General features: G+C 75.8%; 20 protein-coding genes and 1 pseudogene. 17 read left to right on the top strand and 4 right to left on the bottom strand.

The window, feature by feature from the left end:
- The first annotated feature begins 2 nt into the window (after positions 1-2).
- The 8 genes from MJ876_RS16020 to MJ876_RS15985 are packed head-to-tail and all read left to right on the top strand — an operon-like array spanning position 3 to position 7,811.
- Positions 3-836: a UbiA family prenyltransferase gene (locus MJ876_RS16020; RefSeq protein ID WP_240237790.1), complete on the top strand. Its 834-nt coding sequence runs from the start codon at positions 3-5 to the stop codon at positions 834-836.
- Positions 833-1,987, top strand: a complete 1,155-nt coding sequence (locus tag MJ876_RS16015; RefSeq protein WP_240237789.1) for an NAD(P)/FAD-dependent oxidoreductase — start codon at positions 833-835, stop codon at positions 1,985-1,987. Before MJ876_RS16020 ends, MJ876_RS16015 begins: the two co-directional genes overlap by 4 nt.
- Positions 1,984-3,084 carry a type III polyketide synthase gene (locus MJ876_RS16010; protein ID WP_240237788.1) on the top strand — a complete coding sequence of 367 codons (1,101 nt, stop codon included), beginning with the start codon at positions 1,984-1,986 and terminating at the stop codon, positions 3,082-3,084. Before MJ876_RS16015 ends, MJ876_RS16010 begins: the two co-directional genes overlap by 4 nt.
- The gene (locus tag MJ876_RS16005; protein ID WP_240237786.1) at positions 3,081-3,596 is read left to right on the top strand and encodes an isoprenylcysteine carboxyl methyltransferase family protein; all 516 of its coding nucleotides are present in this window, start codon (positions 3,081-3,083) and stop codon (positions 3,594-3,596) included. The genes MJ876_RS16010 and MJ876_RS16005 overlap by 4 nt, the downstream gene beginning before the upstream one ends.
- Positions 3,589-4,614: an NAD(P)/FAD-dependent oxidoreductase gene (locus tag MJ876_RS16000; RefSeq protein ID WP_240237785.1), complete on the top strand. Its 1,026-nt coding sequence runs from the start codon at positions 3,589-3,591 to the stop codon at positions 4,612-4,614. Before MJ876_RS16005 ends, MJ876_RS16000 begins: the two co-directional genes overlap by 8 nt.
- A 28-nt stretch (positions 4,615-4,642) precedes the next feature.
- The gene (gene idi, locus MJ876_RS15995; RefSeq protein WP_240237784.1) at positions 4,643-5,248 is read left to right on the top strand and encodes an isopentenyl-diphosphate Delta-isomerase; all 606 of its coding nucleotides are present in this window, start codon (positions 4,643-4,645) and stop codon (positions 5,246-5,248) included.
- A complete protein-coding gene (locus MJ876_RS15990; protein WP_240237783.1) occupies positions 5,245-6,696 on the top strand; it encodes an aldehyde dehydrogenase in 1,452 nt (483 codons plus the stop codon). The genes idi and MJ876_RS15990 overlap by 4 nt, the downstream gene beginning before the upstream one ends.
- An 11-nt stretch (positions 6,697-6,707) precedes the next feature.
- Positions 6,708-7,811, top strand: coding sequence for an adenylate/guanylate cyclase domain-containing protein (locus MJ876_RS15985; RefSeq protein WP_240237781.1), 1,104 nt, complete (start codon positions 6,708-6,710; stop codon positions 7,809-7,811).
- 40 nt (positions 7,812-7,851) lie between these two features.
- Here MJ876_RS15985 and MJ876_RS15980 read toward each other — a convergent pair whose 3' ends face one another.
- Both MJ876_RS15980 and MJ876_RS15975 read right to left on the bottom strand, forming a co-directional pair.
- Positions 7,852-8,682, bottom strand: coding sequence for an alpha/beta fold hydrolase (locus MJ876_RS15980; RefSeq protein WP_240237779.1), 831 nt, complete (start codon positions 8,680-8,682; stop codon positions 7,852-7,854).
- A gap of 8 nt (positions 8,683-8,690) precedes the next feature.
- Positions 8,691-9,620 (bottom strand): oxidoreductase, encoded by a 930-nt coding sequence (locus MJ876_RS15975; RefSeq protein ID WP_240237778.1) that lies wholly within the window; start codon positions 9,618-9,620, stop codon positions 8,691-8,693.
- 32 nt (positions 9,621-9,652) lie between these two features.
- Here MJ876_RS15975 and MJ876_RS15970 point away from each other — a divergent pair, with 32 nt between their 5' ends.
- Genes MJ876_RS15970 through MJ876_RS15955 form a run of 4 tightly spaced genes read left to right on the top strand, consistent with a single transcriptional unit; the run spans position 9,653 to position 12,473 of the window.
- On the top strand, positions 9,653-10,318 hold the full coding sequence (locus tag MJ876_RS15970) for a VOC family protein (protein WP_240237776.1): 666 nt from the start codon (positions 9,653-9,655) through the stop codon (positions 10,316-10,318).
- 22 nt (positions 10,319-10,340) lie between these two features.
- The gene (gene dapE, locus MJ876_RS15965) at positions 10,341-11,408 is read left to right on the top strand and encodes a succinyl-diaminopimelate desuccinylase (protein WP_240237775.1); all 1,068 of its coding nucleotides are present in this window, start codon (positions 10,341-10,343) and stop codon (positions 11,406-11,408) included.
- A complete protein-coding gene (locus tag MJ876_RS15960) occupies positions 11,393-12,160 on the top strand; it encodes a TIGR00730 family Rossman fold protein (protein ID WP_240237774.1) in 768 nt (255 codons plus the stop codon). Before dapE ends, MJ876_RS15960 begins: the two co-directional genes overlap by 16 nt.
- 7 nt (positions 12,161-12,167) lie before the next feature.
- Positions 12,168-12,473 carry a DivIVA domain-containing protein gene (locus MJ876_RS15955; RefSeq protein ID WP_240237773.1) on the top strand — a complete coding sequence of 102 codons (306 nt, stop codon included), beginning with the start codon at positions 12,168-12,170 and terminating at the stop codon, positions 12,471-12,473.
- Here the strand turns inward: MJ876_RS15955 and MJ876_RS15950 are convergent.
- Complete coding sequence (locus tag MJ876_RS15950; RefSeq protein WP_240237772.1) at positions 12,460-13,254, bottom strand: enoyl-CoA hydratase/isomerase family protein; 795 nt, start codon at positions 13,252-13,254, stop codon at positions 12,460-12,462. The genes MJ876_RS15955 and MJ876_RS15950 overlap by 14 nt on opposite strands.
- Positions 13,255-13,364: 110 nt before the next feature.
- On the opposite strand from MJ876_RS15950, the gene MJ876_RS15945 reads away from it, so the two are divergent.
- Together MJ876_RS15945 and MJ876_RS15940 are read left to right on the top strand one after the other, a co-directional pair.
- Positions 13,365-13,532, top strand: coding sequence for a DUF3117 domain-containing protein (locus tag MJ876_RS15945; protein WP_240237771.1), 168 nt, complete (start codon positions 13,365-13,367; stop codon positions 13,530-13,532).
- Between the two features lie 3 nt (positions 13,533-13,535).
- Positions 13,536-15,131 (top strand): M17 family metallopeptidase, encoded by a 1,596-nt coding sequence (locus MJ876_RS15940; protein WP_240237770.1) that lies wholly within the window; start codon positions 13,536-13,538, stop codon positions 15,129-15,131.
- A 25-nt stretch (positions 15,132-15,156) separates the two neighbouring features.
- Here the strand turns inward: MJ876_RS15940 and MJ876_RS15935 are convergent, their stop codons facing one another.
- Positions 15,157-15,783, bottom strand: coding sequence for an O-methyltransferase (locus MJ876_RS15935; protein WP_240237768.1), 627 nt, complete (start codon positions 15,781-15,783; stop codon positions 15,157-15,159).
- Positions 15,784-15,895: 112 nt separating this feature from the next.
- Here MJ876_RS15935 and sigE point away from each other — a divergent pair, with 112 nt between their 5' ends.
- From sigE to MJ876_RS15920, 3 genes and pseudogenes are all read left to right on the top strand, one after another.
- A complete protein-coding gene (gene sigE / locus MJ876_RS15930; protein ID WP_240237767.1) occupies positions 15,896-16,486 on the top strand; it encodes an RNA polymerase sigma factor SigE in 591 nt (196 codons plus the stop codon).
- A complete protein-coding gene (locus MJ876_RS15925; protein ID WP_240237766.1) occupies positions 16,483-16,968 on the top strand; it encodes a hypothetical protein in 486 nt (161 codons plus the stop codon). Before sigE ends, MJ876_RS15925 begins: the two co-directional genes overlap by 4 nt.
- Positions 16,965-17,239 (top strand): annotated as a pseudogene (locus MJ876_RS15920) (hypothetical protein); the annotation flags it as partial. The gene MJ876_RS15925 and the pseudogene MJ876_RS15920, both read left to right, overlap by 4 nt.

The raw sequence follows: 17,239 nt of genomic DNA, 5'->3' as shown, positions 1-17,239 counted from the left end.
GCGTGACGGCCCTGCTGCGCGCGTGCCACCCCGCCCCGACGCTCGCGGTCACCCTGCTGTCCGGGGTCCTCGCCGTCGGGGCCGGGCTCGGGGGCCTGCGGGTCCTGCTGGTCGTCGTGACGGTGCTGGCCGGCCAGCTGGCGATCGGGTGGGCGAACGACGCGATCGACGCCGCGCGCGACCGTCAGGTCGGCCGCACCGACAAGCCGCTGGTGTCCGGCGCGGTGTCGCTCGGCACGGTGCGGGCGGCCGCGGGGCTGGCCCTCGTGGTCGCGGTCGGACTCTCCCTCGCCGTCGGGGTCGCCGTCGCCGGGGTGGCCGGGGTCGGCGCCGCTGTCGCCGCGAACCTCGTCCTCGTCGGCGGGCTGGCCTACGACCTGGGGGCGAAGGCGACGGTGTGGTCCTGGGCGCCGTACGCGCTCGCGTTCGGGGCGCTGCCGGCCTTCGTCCTGCTGACGGGGGAGCTGGCGGTGCCGGTCTGGGTGGTGGCCGCGGGAGCCCTGCTCGGCGTCGGCGCGCACGTGCTCAACGTCGTGCCCGACGTCGCCGACGACGCCGCCACCGGCGTCCGCGGCCTGCCCCACCGCCTCGCCGAGGCCCACGGCGTCCGCGCGGTGGCGCCCGCCGGGGCCCTCCTGCTCGTCCTCGCGACCGTCGTCCTGGCGCTCGGCGCACCGGTGACCGGGGCGCTCCTCGTCGGCCTGGTGGTCGTCGTCGGCGCCCTCGCGGCGACCGCCGTCGTGGCCGGCGGGCGGACCGCCTTCCGGGCGGCCATGGCCATCGCGCTGGTCGACGTCGTCCTGCTCGTGGTGGCACAGGGCAGGGTGGGGGCATGACCAGCTGGGACCTCGTCGTCGTCGGCGCCGGACCGGCCGGCAGCGCCGCGGCGCTCGGCGCGCTCTCCGCGGAGCCCGGCCTGCGGGTGCTGCTCCTCGACCGCGCCGACTTCCCGCGCGACAAGGTGTGCGGCGACGGCATCGCCCCGCACGTCTTCGAGGCCCTCGCCGGGGCGGGCGTCACCGGGGTCGCGGACGGCTGGCGGCCGATGCGCCGCCTCGAGCTCGCCCTCGGTGGCGCGAGCGTCGCCCGCCCGCTGTCGCGCCCGGTGTGGGTGATCCCCCGGGAGGTGTTCGACGCGCGCCTCGTCGAGCGGGCCGTCGACGCCGGCGCGGAGCTGCGCCGGGCGAAGGTGGACGCCGTGACGGTCTCCGCGGACGGCGTCTCGCTCGCGGGCGAGCACGCCGCGGTCGTGGTGGGCGCGGACGGCGCCCACTCGGCGGTGCGCCGGAGCGTCGTCGGGGGCCGGCCCCAGCGCCGGGCGCTGGCTCTGCGCGGGTACGTCCCGACCCGGCCGGAGTGGGCGAACGCCCAGGTGATCCGGTACGGCGAGCGCCGCCAGCCGTCGTACGCCTGGGCCTTCGACCGCGGCGACGGCCTGACCAACGTCGGGTACGGCGAGCTGCTCGGCAACGAGCGCGGCGGCCCGCCGACCCGCGCCGTGATGACGGAGGAGCTCGAGCGGCTGCTTCCCGGCGCCTCCGAGGACGGCGTGCCCGGCTCGTGGAAGGCGCACCACCTGCCGCTGTCGGGGTGGCGCTGGCACCAGCCCGACGGCCCCGTGCTCCTGGCGGGCGACGCGTCCGGCCTGATCAACCCCATGACCGGCGAGGGCATCTACTACGCCGTCGCCACCGGCCTGGCCGCCGGCCGGGCCGCCGTGACGGCGTTACGTGAGCGTGACGCGCCCGGTGCCGGGGCCGCGTACCGTCGCGACGTGCGACGGCTGCTCGGGACCCACCTCAAGCACACGGCCACCGCGGCCCGGCTGTCCGGGGTACCGCGGGTCGTGGTCGCCGGGATCCAGGCGGCCCGGCGCGACCCCCTCGCGTTCGACGACCTCGTCGAGCTCGGTCTGGGTCGCGGACGCATCACCCCACGGCTCGCGGGCGGACTGCTCACGGGCCTCGCGAACAGGAGCAGGCGATGACCGCAGCAGCAGCCGGCCCGCGGGTGCTCGCCGTGCGAGGCGCCCTCCCGGAGCACCGCTACGACCAGGCGACGATCACCGACGCGTTCGCCGACGTCATCGTCGCGCCCGAGGCGAACGTCGACGCGCGGTTGCTGCGCCGCTTCCACGCCAACGCCGGGGTCGCGCACCGGCACCTCGCCGTCCCCCTCGAGACGTACGCCGGGCTCCGCGACTTCGGGCACGCCAACGACCTCTTCATCGAGAACGCGGTGAAGCTCGGCGCGCAGGCGCTGCAGGACGCGCTGAAGGCGGCCGACCTGACGCCGTCCGACGTCGACCTGGTCGTCACCACCACCGTCACCGGGCTCGCGATCCCGTCGCTCGACGCGCGGATCGCCGCCGCGGTCGGGCTGCGCCCCGACGTGCGCCGCGTCCCGCTCGTCGGCCTCGGCTGCGTGGCCGGCGCGGCCGGGACCGCGCGGGTCGCCGACCACCTCGTCGGCCACCCCGACCACGTCGCCGTCCTCGTCTCGGTCGAGCTGTGCTCGCTGACGGTGCAGCGGGACGACGCGTCGGTGCCGAACCTCGTCGCCAGCGGGCTGTTCGGTGACGGCGCCGCCGCCGTCGTCATGGGCGGGGCGAACCGCGGCACCCCCGACGCGCCGCAGGTGGTCGACTCCCGCAGCCGGCTCTACCCGGACTCCGAGCGGACCATGGGCTTCGACGTCGCCGCCACCGGCCTGCGGATCGTGCTCGGCGCCGACGTGCCCGACCTCGTCGAGGCGTACGTCGGCGGCGACGTCGACGCCTTCCTCGCCGACCACGACCTCACGCGGGACGACGTGTCCTGGTGGGTCTGCCACCCCGGTGGCCCCAAGGTCATCGACGCGCTGCAGCACGCGCTCGGCCTGGAGCCGTGGGACGTGCAGCTCACCCGCGACTCGCTCGCCGACATCGGCAACCTGTCGTCCGCGTCGGTGCTCCACGTGCTGGCCGACACGCTGCGGACCCGCCCGCCGGCGCCCGGCTCCTGGGGGATCCTCATGGCGATGGGCCCGGGGTTCTGCTCCGAGCTGGTGCTGCTGCGGGTTCCCGGGGCGGGTGAGGCCGCGTGACCCTGGCGGTCGGCTTCACCGTGCTCGTCCTGCTCGTCGGTCTCGAGCGGGTGGCGGAGCTCGTGGTCAGCAAGCGCAACGCGGCCTGGGCCTTCGCCCGCGGCGGCGTCGAGTCCGGGCAGGGGCACTACCCGGTGATGGTCGTGCTCCACACCGGCTTCCTCCTCGGTGCGCTCGTCGAGGTCTGGGTGCGCCGCCCGGAGCCGCCGGGACCACTGGTGTGGACCATGCTCGCCCTCGTGGTCGCGGCCCAGGGGCTGCGCTGGTGGTGCATCACCACGCTGGGCAGGCAGTGGAACACCCGCGTGATCGTGGTCCCCGGCGGCGGACTGGTGACCGGTGGGCCCTACCGCTTCTTCTCCCACCCCAACTACGTCGCGGTCGTCGTGGAGGGCGTCGCGCTGCCCCTGGTGGGCGGCGCCTGGATCACGGCGCTCGTCTTCACCGTCCTCAACGCCGCGCTGCTGACGGTGCGGCTGCGGGTCGAGACCAGGGCGCTGGCCCGTGCGTGACCTCGTCGTCGCCGGCGGCGGGCCCGTCGGCCTGGCCACCGCGCTCCACGCCGCCCGCGCCGGGCTCGACGTGGAGGTCCGCGAGCCCCGCGCCGGGGTCGTCGACAAGGCCTGCGGCGAGGGCCTCATGCCCGGCGCCGTCGCGGCCCTGGCGGACCTCGGCGTGGACCCGCCCGGCGTCGACCTGCTCGGCATCCGCTACCGCGGTGGCGGCACCGAGGCCCGGGCCGACTTCCGCGCCGGGCCAGGCCGCGGCGTCCGTCGCACGACGCTCCACGCGGCCCTGCGCGACGCCGTCGCGGCGGCGGGCATCCCGGTCGTCGAGCGGCGGGTGCGGACGGTGGAGAACGCCGCCGACCACGTGCTCGTGGACTCCGAGCCGGTGCGCCACCTCGTCGCCGCCGACGGCCTGCACTCCGCCGTCCGGCGCCTGACCGGGCTGGAGGCGCCCCGCGGGCGGACGCCCCGGCGCTACGGACAGCGACTCCACCTCGTCGCCCCGCCCTGGAGCAGCCACGTCGAGGTGCACTGGAGCGCCGTCGGCGAGGCGTACGTGACGCCGGTGGCGCCCGACCTGGTCGGCGTGGCGGTGCTGACCACCGACCGCCGCCCGCTGGCCGCCCTGCTGCCGTTCTTCGGCGAGCTCGCCGAGCGCGTGGCCACCGCCGAGGCCGGGCCGGTGCGCGGAGCGGGCCCCCTGCGGCAGCGCACCCGGGCCCGCGTCGCCGGCCGGGTCCTGCTGGTCGGGGACGCCGCGGGGTACGTCGACGCCCTCACGGGCGAGGGCCTCGCCCTCGGCCTCGCGCAGGCCGAGGCGGCCGTGGCGGCGGTCGCCGCCGACCGTCCGGCGTCGTACGAACGGACCTGGCGCCGGCTGACCCGACGCCACGACCTGCTCACCGCGGGCCTGCTGACCGCGACCCGCCCCGCCCCGGTGCGCACCCGGATCGTGCCCGCGGCCCGCCGCCTGCCCTGGGCGTTCGACTGGGCCGTCGACCAGCTGGCGAGGCCGGCGTGACCGAGACCGCGACAGAGACGAGGACCCCATGACCGCGGCCGTGACCCAGGAGCTCGTCGTCCTGCTCGACGAGGCCGGCGAGGCGCTCGGCACCACCGCCAAGGCCGGCGTGCACCACGCCGCGACCCCGCTGCACCTCGCGTTCTCCTGCTACGTCTTCGACGAGGAGGGACGGGTGCTGGTCACCCAGCGGGCGCTCCACAAGCCGACCTGGCCGGGGGAGTGGACCAACAGCTTCTGCGGCCACCCCGGGCCCGGCGAGACGCCCGAGGACGCCGTCCGCCGCCGGGCACCGCAGGAGATCGGGGTGGAGGTCGCCGACGTGCGGCTCGCGCTGCCGGCGTTCCGCTACCGCGCGGTGATGGCCAACGGGGTCGTCGAGAACGAGATGTGCCCCGTCTACACGGCGGTCGCGACGGGTCCCGTCGTCGCCGACCCCGCCGAGGTCGAGGAGGCGGTCTGGGAGCCTTGGGCGGAGTTCCGCCGCGCCGTGCTGGACGGCACCCGACCCATCAGTCCGTGGTGCCGCGACCAGGTCGCGCAGCTGCCCGAGGACCCCCGAGACGCCCCCGCCGCAGACCCGTCCGTGCTGCCCCCCGCAGCACGCCGTCCCTTCATCGAGGAGCCCGCATGAGCACCACCGTCCAGCTGTCCATCGGCGGCCAGGACCGCGACGCCACCGGCGGCGCCACCGTCGACCGGATCAACCCCGTCACCGGCGAGGTCGCCAGCGTGGCCGCCGCGGCGACCGTCGACGACGCCGTCGCCGCCGTCGAGGCCGCCGCCGCGGCGTTCCCCGCGTGGGCCGCGACGAGCCCCGGCGAGCGTCGGGCCCTGCTGTCGGCCGCCGCCGACCGCCTCGAGGCGATGACCGACGACGTCGTCGCCGCGACCGTCGCCGAGACCGGCTCGCCCGGCCACTGGGGCCAGTTCAACGTCGGCCTCGCCGCCGGGATGCTCCGGGAGGCCGCCGCGCTGACCACCCAGGTGCGCGGCGAGACCGTGCCGTCGAACGTGCCCGGCAGCCTCGCCATGGCCGTCCGGCAGCCCGCGGGCGTCGTCCTCGGCATGGCGCCGTGGAACGCGCCGGTGATCCTCGGCGTCCGCGCCCTGGCCACGCCCCTCGCGGTCGGCAACACCGTGGTCTTCAAGGCCAGCGAGAAGTGCCCCCGCATCCACCGCCTCATCGTCGACGCGCTGCTCGCCGCCGGCCTGCCGGACGGTGTCGTCAACTTCGTCAGCCACGCGCCCGAGGACGCCGCCGCAGTGGTCGAGGCCATGATCGCCCACCCCGCCGTCCGCCGTGTGAACTTCACCGGCTCCACCCCCGTCGGCCGCATCATCGGCCGCCTCTGCGGCGAGCACCTCACCCCGAGCGTGCTCGAGCTGGGCGGCAAGGCCCCGCTCGTCGTCCTCGACGACGCGGACGTCGACGCCGCGGTCAACGGAGCGGCGTTCGGCGCCTTCGCGAACTCGGGACAGATCTGCATGTCGACGGAGCGGATCATCGTCGACGAGGCGATCGCCGACGAGTTCGTCGAGAAGCTCGCCGCCAAGGCCTCGTCGCTGCCCACCGGCGACCCCACCGGCCACGTCGTCCTCGGGTCCGTCGTCGACGCCTCCACCGTCGAGCGCTGCAACGCCCTCATCGACGACGCGCTCGCCAAGGGCGCCACGCTGGCCACGGGCGGCAAGGCGGAGAGCACGCTGATGGAGCCGACCCTCGTCGTCGACGTCACCCCCGAGATGAAGATCTGGTCGGAGGAGTCCTTCGGGCCCGTGAAGTCCGTGCGCCGCGTCCGTGGCGTCGACGAGGCCGTCGAGGCCGCGAACGACACCGAGTACGGCCTCTCCGCCGCCGTCTTCGGCCGCGACGCCGCCCGCGCCCTCGACGTCGCCCACCGCATCGACTCCGGCATCTGCCACGTCAACGGCCCGACCGTCCACGACGAGGCCCAGATGCCGTTCGGGGGCGTCAAGGCGTCCGGCTGGGGCCGCTTCGGCGGGCTCGCCGGCGTCCACGAGTTCACCGACCTGCGCTGGATCACGGTCCAGACCGGGGAGCGGCACTACCCGTTCTGAGGGGCGATCCGATGGTCGACGAGGGCGACGCGGACCTGCTCGAGGGCCTGGAGGGCGCCGAGCGGGACGCCCGCCGAGCCCTCGTCGGCCGCCTCCGGGAGGACGGGGCGACCGAGGAGGAGATCCGCGAGGCGCACCGGCAGGAGCGCCTCGTCCTGCTGCCCCTGACACGCGCCCTGTCGCCGGGCGCGGCCCGGCACACCCTGCGCGACGCGTCCCGCGAGACGGGGTTGCCCGTCGACCTCCTGGTCCGCATGCGGGAGACCATCGGACTGCCCGCCGTCGACCCCGACGAGGTCGCGCTCGCCGAGACCGACCTCGACGCCCTGCGCCACGCCGCCCAGGCCGTCGACGGGGGCATCGCCGGTGACGCCGTCCTGGAGATCAACCGGGTCCTCGCCCGCGGCATGTCCGACCTCGCCGCGACGATGCGCCTGATCGCGGGGACGGCGTACGCCTCACCCGGGACGCCGGAGTCCGAGCTCGCGGCGCTCCTGGCGTTCGCCGTCGACGACCTCGTCCCGCTGCTCGTGCCGGTGCTCGAGTACTCCCTCCGCGTGCACCTGCTCCAACAGGTCACCGGCGACTTCGTCGAGACCCACCTCCAGCGGGAGGGCAGGCTCGGTCAGGGGCGGCCGTTGAGTGTCGGGTTCGCCGACCTCGTCGGCTTCACCCGTTTCTCCGAGGCGTCGCAGCCGGACGAGATCGGTCTGCTCAGCGAGCGCCTCACCGCGACCGCCCTGGACGTCGCGGGGGGCCGGGTGCGCGTCGTCAAGAGCATCGGCGACGCCGTCATGGTCGTCGGACCCACGCCGTCCGAGGTCGCGTCGGTGCTGCTCGGGCTCCACGAGGCCGCGGAGCGCGAGGGTCTGCCTCCGGTCCGGGCGGCGATGGCGCACGGCGAGGTCCTCCAGAGTGCCGGCGACGTGCTCGGGCGGCCGGTCAACCTGGCCGCCCGCCTCACGCCGCACGCCGAGCCCGGCGCGCTCGTCTGCGACGCCGCGGCGCGTGACGGGCTCGTGGACGACGGGTGGGACCTTGCCCCCGGTGGGTCGGCCGGGCTCCGCGGCATCGAGCAGCCCCAGCAGTGGTGGACGGTCACCCACCGTCCGTGAGGGGCCCGGGGACGCCGGGTACGCCGGGGGCCCGGCGGTCTCAGCGGACGCTCTCCGTCCACCGCACCAGCTCCGCGGTCAGCGCCTCGGGGGCGTCGAGGTGAATGAGATGGCCCGCGCCCGGCACGACCGTGACCGTTGCGCGCGGGACGAGGGACGCCAAGCGATGGGCGCGGTCGACCGGGATCCAGGTGTCCTCGGCGCCCCACACCACGTGGAACGGCTCGGTGAGGTCGCCGTACGACGGCTCCACCTCGTCGGTGTGGGCCTCGTCGGCCTGGGCGACCTGGCGGTAGAAGGCGGCCTGGCCCTCCTCACCGGTCCACGGGTCGACCAGCACCGCGAGGTCCTCGTTCCGCAGACCCCGGTGGCTCGCGCCGCGCACGTACGCCTCGACCGCGCCGCGGTGGATCGCCGGCGGCAGCTGCTGGAGCACGGGGGCGTGCTCCTTCACCAGCGTGAAGAACTCCGAGCCCCACGGCCGCAGCGCGACGACGTCGACCAGGCACAGCGAGGCGTACGACGCCCCGTGCAGCAAGCGTGCCCGCAGCGCCACGGCGCCGCCGATGTCGTGGGCGACGACGTGGGGCCGCTCGAGGCCCCACTCGCCGAGCAGGTGCCTGAACAGCTCGCCCTGGGTGGCCAGGTCGACGGGGTGGTCGACGTGCTTGGAGGACGCGCCGTACCCGGGCATGTCCCACAGGTGCACCGTGAACCGCTCCGACAGGACGTCGGCCACCGGCCGCCAGAGCGCCGAGGACCACGGGGTCCCGTGCAGCATCACCAGCGGCGGCCCGGAGCCGAGGCGGTCCCAGGCCACGATGCGGCCGCGCCAGGACGTCGTCCTGCGCAGGGGAGCGGGCGTCAGCACGGCGGGCCTCAGACCTCGAAGGTGACCCCGGTGAGCTCCTCCGACGCCGCCCAGAGACGGTCCTGCGCCTCGGGGTCGTGGGAGCGGCCGGTCGAGGCGACCCAGACGGGGAGGCCGACGGCCTCGCCGGGCCCGGCGGGTCCGAAGTAGTCGCCGCCCGCGGCGGCCGGGTCGGTCGCGGCGCGCAGGGTGCCGAGCGCCCCGACGGCGGCGGAGTTCTGCAGGCGCGAGGCGAGGGTGGCGCCGAGGCGCAGGGGACCGGGCAGGTTGCGGACCAGCTCGGTCGCGGCGACGCCCGGGTGCGCGGCGGTCGCGATCGCCGGGGCGCCGGCGTCGCGGAGCCGGCGGTCGAGGCGGTAGGTGAAGAGCAGGTTCGCCAGCTTCGACCGGCCGTACGCCGCGACGCGGTCGTAGCGCCGTGTGAACTGCAGGTCGTCGAAGTCGATGCGCGAGCGGATCTTGTGGGCGACGCTGCTCACCGACACCACCCGGCCGGCCGGCGCGGCCAGGACGCGGTCGAGCAGCAGGCCGGTCAGGGCGAAGTGGCCGAGGTGGTTGGTACCCATCTGCAGCTCGAACCCGTCGGCGGTCTCCCGGCGCGGGTTGACGTACATGACGCCCGCGTTGTTGATCAGCAGGTCGATGCGGTCGTAGCGCTCGGAGAGGTCGGCGGCGGCGGTCCGCACCGAGTCGAGCGACGACAGGTCGAGCTCCTGGACGCGGAGGTCGGCGCCGGGGACCTCCGCGTGGATGTCGGCCATGGCCTCCGTGCCCTTGGCGTGGTCGCGGCAGGCCAGCTCGACGGTCGCTCCCGCGCGGGCGAGCTCGCGGGCGGTCTCGCGCCCCAGCCCGGTGTTCGCGCCCGTGACGACAGCGACCTTCCCCTGCTGGCTCGGGATGTCGCGGGCGGTCCAGGGCTCGGCGGTGAAGGCAGGCATGCGACCACGGTAGAGACTGCTTGACTGGCGCCATGAACGCCGTCGCCCGTTGGAAGGACCTCTGCCTGGACGCCGAGGACCCGGCGACGGTGGGCCCCTTCTGGGCCGCCGTCCTCGGGCTGGGGGGCGAGACCTCGACCGGCACCCACTCCCTGGTCGGGGCGACGCCCGCCGACACGGTCTGGGTCAACCTCGTCGACCGCCCGAAGCGGGTGAAGAACCGCGTGCACCTCGACGTCCACGCGGTCTCCGTCGCCGAGCTCGAGGGCCTCGGGGCGGTCGTCCTCGCCGACGCCGACGACACCGGGTTCGACTGGACCGTCATGGCCGGCCCGGAGGGCGACGAGCTCTGCGCCTTCGTGAGCCGCCGCGACCCCCGCCGCGGGCTGTACGCCGTCGTCGTGGACTGCGTCGACCCGGAGTCCCAGGCGCGCTGGTGGGCCGGCGTCCTGGGTGAGGAGGTCGACGCCTCGGCCGCCCCGGAGGCGTGGAGCGTGGCGCAGCCGACCCCCGCCCCGCCGTTGGTCTTCGTCGCCGTGCCGGAGCCCCGCGATGGCCCGAACCGCGTCCACTGGGACGTCGTGGGCGACGCCGAGGCCCTGCTCGCCGCGGGCGCGACGCACCTGTGGGACACCGAGCGCTGGCGCGTCCTGGCCGACCCGGAGGGCAACGAGTTCTGCGTCTTCGCGGACGCCTGAGGCGGGCTGGTTGACTACCCGCGTGCCCACGCTCGACCTGACCACCGACGTCGTGACCCTCACCCGCCACCTGGTCGACATCGAGTCGGTCAGCCACGACGAGGCCGCCATCGCGGACGCCGTCGAGGCGGCGCTCTCCGCGCTGCCCCACCTGAGCGTCGTCCGGCGCGGCAACACCGTCGTCGCCCGCACCGACCTCGGCCGCCCCGAGCGGGTCGTGCTCGCGGGCCACCTCGACACCGTGCCGCTCAACCACAACCTGCCCTCGCGCCTCGACGAGGAGACCGGGATCCTCCACGGCCTCGGCACCTGCGACATGAAGGGTGGCGACGCGGTCATCCTCAAGCTCGCGCACGCCCTGACCGAGCCGGTCCGCGACGTCACCTACGTGCTGTACGAGGCCGAGGAGGTCGAGGACGTCCACAACGGCCTCGGCAAGCTCGCCGCCAGCGACCCCGACCTGCTCGCCGCGGACTTCGCGATCCTCATGGAGCCCAGCAACGCCGGCGTCGAGGCCGGCTGCCAGGGCACCCTCCGGGTCGACGTCACCACCCGCGGGGAGCGGGCGCACTCCGCCCGCGCCTGGCGCGGGGTCAACGCGATCCACGGCGCCGCCGACGTGCTGGCCCGGCTGGCGGCGTACGAGCCCCGGCGGCCGGAGATCGACGGGCTGACCTACGTCGAGGGGCTGAACGCCGTCCGCATCCGCGGCGGCGTGGCCGGCAACGTGATCCCCGACGAGTGCGTCGTCGAGGTCAACTTCCGCTTCGCCCCGGACCGCAGCACCGAGGAGGCCGAGGCGTTCGTCCGTGACTTCTTCGCGGGCCACGAGGTCGAGCTCACCGACCTGGCCCCGGCCGCCCTGCCGGGGCTCTCCCGGCCCGCGGCCGCGGCGTTCGTCGAGGCCACCGGCGGGAGGGTCGGGCCGAAGTTCGGCTGGACCGACGTCGCCCGTTTCAGCGCCCTCGGGGTGCCCGCGGTGAACTACGGACCGGGCGACCCGATGTACGCCCACACCCAGGCCGAGCACGTGCCGGTCGCCGAGATCCGACGGTGCGAGGAGGTCCTGACCGCATGGCTGACCACGTGAGCGGCGACGACGGACGGGCCACGACCCCGCGACCCGAGCGCCAGCGCGGCGCCACCCGCCTGCGCGGTGGCCACGTCGGCAGCTCGACGACCGACCAGCGGCTCCTCGACTCCCGCGGCCCCACGGACTGGGTCCACACCGACCCGTGGCGTGTGCTGCGCATCCAGTCCGAGTTCGTCGAGGGCTTCGGCACCCTGGCCGACCTGGGCTCCGCGATCGCGGTGTTCGGCTCGGCGCGCACGCCCGCCGGCCACCCGCAGTACGAACTCGGCGTCCAGGTCGGGCGCCGGCTCGCCGAGGAGGGCTTCGCGGTCATCACCGGCGGCGGGCCCGGCGCCATGGAGGCCGCCAACCGGGGGGCCAACGAGGCCGGCGGCACCTCGGTCGGCCTCGGCATCGAGCTGCCCTTCGAGCAGGGCCTCAACACCTACGTCGACATCGGGATCGACTTCCGTTACTTCTTCGTCCGCAAGACGATGTTCGTGAAGTACTCCCAGGGCTTCGTCGTCCTCCCCGGCGGCTTCGGGACCCTCGACGAGCTCTTCGAGGCGCTGACCCTCGTGCAGACCCGCAAGGTGACCTCGTTCCCCATCGCCCTGCTCGGCGTGGACTACTGGGGCGGCCTCATCGACTGGCTGCGCACCACCATGCTGGACGACGGCAAGATCGCCGCGAAGGACCTCGCGATGATGACCCTCACCGACGACGTCGAGGAGGCCGTCTCGCTGATGGTGGCCAGCCGGCAGGCCTGAGGCGACGATGACCTGGGTCTTCGCCATCCTCCTGGTGCTCGCCATGGGCGGGGTGGCCGCCGTGGCCTCGGGGCGGGGCAGCGGCCTCGCCCAGGACGACGAGCCGGCCCCGCCGTCCCCGGCCGACGGCCCGTTGGACGCCGCCGGCCTGCGCGCCGTGCGCTTCCCGCTGGCGCTGCGCGGCTACCGCATGGCGGACGTCGACGCGCTGCTCGACCGCCTCGCCCAGCGGGAGGCCGAGCGGGAGGTCGAGGAGCGGGCACGCCGCTACCGCGGCGGCGAGCCGGACGACGACGAGGTCACCGGCCCCTGAAGGTCGGCTTCTCCTTCGCCAGGAACGAGCCGACGGCCGCCGTGTGGTCCTGCGTCGCGCCGGTGCGCGCCATCTGCTCGCCCTCGAACGCCAGGACGTCGGCCAGCTCGTGGGTCGCCGAGTAGGCGAGGGAGGCCTTGATCGCGCCGTAGGCGACGGTCGGGCCCGCGGCGAGGCGCCCCGCGAGCTCGGCGGCGGCCGACGCCAGATCGTCGGCCGGCACGACCCGGGAGGCGAGGCCGAGCTCGAGGCACTCGTCGGCGGCGATCGTGCGGGGCAGGAGGAGCAGCTCCATCGCCCTCGCGTGGCCCACCAGGCGCGGCAGCGTGAGGGACGAGCCGGTGTCGCAGGAGAGCGCGATGCCGGAGAAGGCGAAGTTCATGCCCGCGGCGTCCGACAGGATGCGCAGGTCGCAGGCGAGCGCGAGGCTGGCGCCGGCGCCGGCGGCGACCCCGTTCACCGCCGCGACCACCGGCTTCGGCATGGTCAGCAGCGAGGTGACCGTCGGGTTGTAGTGCTCCGCCACCGTGCTGCCCAGGACGTCGTCGCGCCCCTCCTGCAGGTGCCGCACGTGCTCCTTGAGGTCCTGGCCGACGCAGAACGCCCGCCCGGTGCCGGTGAGGACGACGCAGCGCACGGCGTCGTCGGCGGCGACCTCGGCGAGGGTGTCGCGCAGCAGCTCCTTCGTCGCGAGGTCCAGGCCGTTCATCGCGTCGGGGCGGTTCAGCGTCACGGTCGCGACGCCGTCGGCGGTGGTCAGGACGACGGGGGGCTCGCTCACGGGCGTCAGTGTGCCCGATCACCGGCCACGGCGCGCGCGTCGCCGGGCATGAGGGATACTGGTCCCCGCACGTTGGCGACCACCTTGGTGAGCACAGGAAGAGGTACGCGATGGCCGCGATGAAGCCACGGACCGGTGACGGCCCGCTGGAGGTCACGAAGGAGGGTCGCGGCATCGTCATGCGCGTGCCCCTCGAGGGCGGTGGCCGCCTCGTCGTGGAGCTGAACGCCGAGGAGGCAGGGGCGCTGGGGAAGGCCCTCGACGGCGTCGTCGGCTGACCCGTGCCACGTCGCTCGCCGCTCCACCCTCCCGTCCTCGGCCTGCCGGGTCTCCCCGAGCAGGCACCGCCCCCGGGCTTCGTCCTCGGGGCGGGCGTCGAGGACGACGCCGACGTCTACGCGCTGCCGCTCCTCGCGGCCGCGGACGACGACGGCTCCCCGACCCTGGGCCCCGGGGCCGACGCGGCCTTCGCGGCCCTCGGCCTCGACCCCTGGTCGTTGCGCATCGTCGAGCGGGCCACCGGTCGCGCCGGGGAGGTCGTGGCGGTCCCGGTGCCGGCGGTCGCCTCGGAGGGGACCCGACCCGGACTGCCGACGGGCGTGACCGATCTGCTCCTCGTGGGGGTCGGTGACGGCTCGACCCGCGACGTCCGCAGGGCCGGTGCGGCGCTCGCCAAGCGCTGCCGCGACCGCGACGGCGTCGCGACCACGCTCGGTGCGCTCGACGACGACGGCGCGCTCGAGGCGCTGGTCGTCGGGATGACCCTCGGCTCCTTCGGGCTGCACGTCCGCGGCGGGGGCCCGTCGTCGGTCCCGGTGGAGCGGGTCTCGCTCCTCGGCGTCCCCGACGACGAGGACCACCGCGAGCGCCTCGCCCGTGCGGCCGCCCGGGCCGGCGCCTCCTGGACGGCGCGCGCCCTGGCCACCGTGCCGAGCAACGTCAAGGACCCGACCTGGATGGTCGGCCGGGCCGAGGAGGCCGCCGCCACCGCGGACCGGCTCACCCTCACCGCCTGGGACCGCGCCGACCTCGAGCGCGAGGGCTTCGGCGGCGTCCTCGGTGTCGGTCGCGCCTCCGCGAGCGAGCCCCGCTTCGTGCGTCTCGACTACGCGCCGCGCCGCGCCGCGCGTCGTGCGCCGCGGGTCGTGCTCGTCGGCAAGGGCATCACCTTCGACACCGGCGGCCTGTCGCTCAAGCCCGCCGAGGGCATGGTCACGATGAAGCGCGACATGACCGGCGGCGGTGTCGTCATCGCCGTGCTGTCCGCGCTGGCGGCCCTCGACTGCCCCGTGCGCGTCACCGGTCTCGTGCCGCTGGCGGAGAACGCCGTCTCCGGCGACGCGCTGCGCCCCGGCGACGTCATCCGGCACCGCGGCGGCCGCACCACCGAGGTCACCAACACCGACGCCGAGGGGCGTCTGGTGATGGCCGACGCCCTCGCGTACGCCGTGGAGGAGCTCGCCCCGGCCGCGCTCGTCGACGTCGCCACCCTCACCGGCGCCGCGAAGGTCGCCCTGGGCCAACGCACCGGCGGCCTGTTCGCGGACGACGACGGGCTGGCCGAGACCCTGCTGGCCTCCGGCACGAGGGTCGGGGAGCCGCTGTGGCGCCTGCCGCTGACGGCGGACTACGAGGCGAAGCTCGCCTCGCCGGTCGCCGACGCCGACAACGCCCCCGGCGGCCCCGGGGCGACGACCGCCGCGCTCTTCCTGCGCCACTTCACCGGCGACGTGCCCTGGGCGCACCTCGACATCGCGTCCGTCGGCGACTCGCCGTCCGACTGGCACGAGTGGACCGCCGGGCCGAGCGGGTTCGGCGTCCGCCTGCTGCTCGACTGGCTGACCTCGGCCGACCCGCTGGCCGGGATCGGGGACTGACGGACCGGGGACTCCTCCCCGGGGCTCAGGCCCGCTTCTGCGCGAGCAGCAGCCCGTCGCCGACGGGCAGGAGGACCGGCAGCAGGTCCTCGTGCTCGCGCACGGTCGACACGAGCTCGCGGACGGCGACGGTCTCGGGGTCCTGCACCGAGGAGTCGGCGACCCGGTCGTGCCACAGCGCGTTGTCGAACGCCACGACGCCGCCGGGGCGCAGCAGCCGCAGGGCCTCGGTGAGGTAGGCGCCGTACTCCCGCTTGTCGCCGTCGCACAGCACGAGGTCGTAGGCGCCGTCGGTGAGCCGGGGGAGCACCTCGAGGGCGGGCCCGGGGATGGCGCGGGCGCGGTTGGTCGGGAACCCGGCCGCGGTGAACGCCTGTCGGGCGAGGCGCTGGTGCTCGGCCTCGACGTCGACGGTGGTGAGGACGCCGTCCGCGCGCATGCCGCGCAGCAGCCAGATCCCGGAGACCCCGGTGCCGGTGCCGATCTCCACGACGGCCTTCGCGTCCATGGACGCGGCGAGGAAGCGCAGCGCGGCGCCGACGCCGGTGTGGACGGGGACGACGCCGACCTCCCGGGCGCGGACACGGGCGTCGGCGAGGACCTCGTCCTCGCCGACGAAGGTCTCGGCGAAGACCCAGCTGGCGCTGGTCACGGGGGTCACGGGCTCGGCGATGACGTCCTCCTCGGGTAGGTCACCGACCCTAGCGGCCTCCGGGCCCGGGCGGCCTCAGGCTCCTCTCAGCGTGGGTGCCTAGCGTGGCGTCATGGACGACGCCCCGACCGCACCCACGTGGGAGGAGGTCGTCGAGCGGCACTCCGCCCGCGTGTTCCGCCTCGCCTACCGGCTCACCGGGAACCGGGCGGACGCCGAGGACCTGACCCAGGAGGTCTTCGTCAGGGTCGGCCGCTCGCTGTCGACCTTCACCCCCGGGTCGATCGAGGGGTGGCTGCACCGCATCACCACCAACGTCTTCCTCGACCAGGCGCGCCGCCGCCAGCGGATCCGCTTCGACCCCCTCTCGGACGAGCGTGCGCACCGGCTGGCGGAGTCGGGCCCGGGGCCCGACGCGGCGTACGCCGACCGGACGTTCGACGAGGACGTCGAGCAGGCCCTGGCCGCTCTGCCTCCCGAGTTCCGCGCCGCCGTCGTGCTGTGCGACGTGGAGGGCATGAGCTACGAGGAGATCGCGGACGTGCTCGGCGCCAAGCTCGGCACCGTCCGGTCCCGCATCCACCGCGGGCGCGCCATGCTGCGCCGCGAGCTCGCGCACCGGAACCCCGGCGCTGGGCGTCGGAGATACGGTGGTCCCGTGACTGTCGCGCCGCGCCCCGACGTCCGGGCGGGCCGCCCGTGATCGGGCACCTCGGTCCCCACGTCAGCGCCCTCCTCGACGGCCAGCTCGACCCGGCCGCCGAAGAACGGGCCTGGACGCACGTCTCCGCCTGCCCGACCTGCTCCGCCGAGGTGCAGCGGCAGGGCTGGGTGAAGAGCCGCCTGGCGTGCCTGTCCGCCGACGTCCCTCCCGAGATCGGTGACCTGAAGTCGGCGCTCCTCGCCGCCGGGCCGCCGCCGACCGGGGAGGAGCTGCTGGCCGCCGGCAGGGTCGGCCACCTGCCCCGCCGTCGTCGCGGCGAGGCCCGCAGTGGACTGGCCCTCGGCCTGGGCACGGCGCTCGGCACCGGCGCCGCCGGCGCCGTGGCGCTGGGGATGCTCGCCGTCATGGCGCCCGCCGCGGACGCCCCCGCTCCCGACCGTCGCGTCCAGCCCGTCGTCCGCCCCTTCGAGTCACCCCGACCGACCGGCACGACGCCGGTCCGAACCGGGGTGGAGCGGTGAGCGGGTACGCCGACGACAGGCCCGGCAGCGAGCCCGGTCACCAGCCCGGGAACGAGCGCAGGGACGAGTCGGTCGACGAGACGCTGCGCATGCCCTGGCACCCGCCCGGCCCGGCCAGGCCGGCGCCCGTCGACGGGCCGCCCCAGGGCCCGGTCGCCGCACAGGGCCCGCTGACCGCACAGGGCCCGGTCGCCGCACGGGGCCCCGTGGACGGGTCGGGCCCCGCGCCGGTGCCGGGTCCGCCCGGTCCCGCCGGCCCGCCCGGCCCCCT

The organism is Nocardioides sp. CFH 31398, from assembly GCF_022436705.1.
Lineage (GTDB): Bacteria > Actinomycetota > Actinomycetes > Propionibacteriales > Nocardioidaceae > Nocardioides.
Note: the sequence above shows the minus strand (reverse complement) of the source record. Positions and strands in the feature narration are given on the sequence as shown.